Source organism: Brasilonema octagenarum UFV-OR1 (assembly GCF_963888615.1).
GTDB lineage: Bacteria > Cyanobacteriota > Cyanobacteriia > Cyanobacteriales > Nostocaceae > Brasilonema > Brasilonema sennae.
In genome coordinates this window covers 1-1,139 of the sequence record NZ_CAWPKW010000389.1, presented here as the reverse complement: position 1 = coordinate 1,139, position 1,139 = coordinate 1, and the positions used below count along the sequence as shown (strand labels likewise).

The 1,139-nt window shown below is 46.4% G+C and carries 1 protein-coding gene; it reads right to left on the bottom strand.

What is annotated here, in order from left to right; all coding sequences use genetic code 11:
• Nucleotides 1–148 precede the first annotated feature (148 nt).
• The gene (locus AC5590_RS34285; RefSeq protein WP_169269006.1) at nucleotides 149–1,024 is read right to left on the bottom strand and encodes an SDR family oxidoreductase; all 876 of its coding nucleotides are present in this window, start codon (nucleotides 1,022–1,024) and stop codon (nucleotides 149–151) included.
• Between the last annotated feature and the right edge of the window lie 115 nt (nucleotides 1,025–1,139).

Below are 1,139 nucleotides of genomic sequence, written 5' to 3'. Positions count from 1 at the left end.
CAGGCGACGGGCGTTCCCGGAGGGCTATCGGGGAGAACCTCCGGTTCCGCTGCGCTTTAGACCTGACCTCTGGGCGTGCGCTTTACGCATACGCCAGATGCCTCTGTCGGGAAACAAGGACTGCAGCACTGGACTCACTGTTTACTGATTAAACCGCCAGACGACGTCGCAAGAAACTTTCTAGTGTTTCAAGCTCAAAATTGAACGTAGTTTCCAATTTTGCAATTTCTTCTCTTGTACAGAAAAATTCGTTAGCTAGTAATGTACGAAACGTTCCCAAAGCTTTTTGTGCTTGGGGATTGAAAAAACCTAATGCACCCCGCAGCCCATCTACAGCTAAGAGTGGCGGGTTAATTATCAGTGGCTCTCGGTTAAAAATGCGACTAATAATTTTGGGAATATCCTCTCGCATTAAAATCTCTGGTCCCCCAACTGATAATATCTGATTACGAGCAGCTTCAACTGTCACAGAATCTACTATTATCCTTGCCAAATCATCTGTACTAACAGTAGAGGTACGGTTTTTGGGGTCGCCAACAAGCAGGTAAAACCCCGTTTCCCGAAAACGTTCTGCTAATGGTAGTAAGTCGGATGCTAATCCAGATGGGCGTAGAATAGTGTAGTTCAAGCCACTAGTTTCCAGGTATCGCTCCACTGCTCGTTTTGCCTTAAACACAGGAGCATCTTCGTATCCCCTGTCTGCTCCTAGCACGGAAATAAAAACAAAGTGCTGGACTTGATTAGCTTTTGCGGAATCTATAAGTTCGATGTTAGCGCGATAGTCTAAAGCTAAAGCATCTCCACCAGAACCGTGAGCGCTGATAATGTACTGTACGCCCTGACAAGCTTTTTGAATATCTTTTTCTTGGCGCAAATCACCAATAAAGATGTTAGCTCCTCGCTGTTCTAACTCGCTATAGCGCGAAGTGAGACGGACAAATGCTCGCACCTGCTTTTCCTGTTCACGTAAAAGTCGCACAACTGTGCGACCTATTCCCCCTGTGGCTCCAGTGACTAGAAACATATCAATTTTGGATTTTGGATTTTGGATTTTGGATTAATCAACACTCATGACTAAAACTATGGGTGTAGGGGAGCCACTGCCCTTCGGGTTCGCAGTCGCCTACGGAGGGAGACCC